Here is a 448-nt window from a genome sequence, read left to right as displayed (position 1 = left end):
GTAAAAGGCGATGCTGAAGCAATCGCCAAATTAACCAACCGACTGAAGAGAGCAACTACCTATTCTAAGAGCTTGGAGGCACTCAGAACGCTTTCAAATCCGAAAAACGACTCTGAGCAAGCATCTCACTCAAAAGCTCTTCAGATTGGCTTAAAACGCTTAATTGAGGACAGAGGAGATGTGCCTACTTCTGAAAACGAAAGAAAGGCTTCTGAAGACTGGATAAAGAATCATATTACAGGCAAAGGAAATCCTACTACAGAATACAGAGATTCAGAACGTCTGGTTCTTGCTCAGGATTCTGTGGATAAAAACTTGTTTATGAATGTCAAAGATGGAACTTATGACTTGCCAGCTTTAACAGAGCTTTCTAAAAAATATGTTTCTGTTTCTGATAAACTTCCTAAAGGTTTTGATACTGATGCTGAATTAATAGAGATTGCTATGA

Annotated in this window: 1 protein-coding gene; it reads left to right on the top strand. The window is 38.6% G+C overall.

What is annotated here, in order from left to right; genetic code table 11:
• The coding region (locus tag ACU8YE_RS25235) for a hypothetical protein (protein WP_446930300.1) at window positions 1-448 on the top strand (448 nt) is incomplete at both ends.

It is taken from the genome of Ralstonia sp. VS2407 (genome assembly GCF_052950655.1).
The sequence above is the reverse complement of the archived record's forward strand: the minus strand, read 5'-3'. Positions and strand labels throughout refer to the sequence as shown.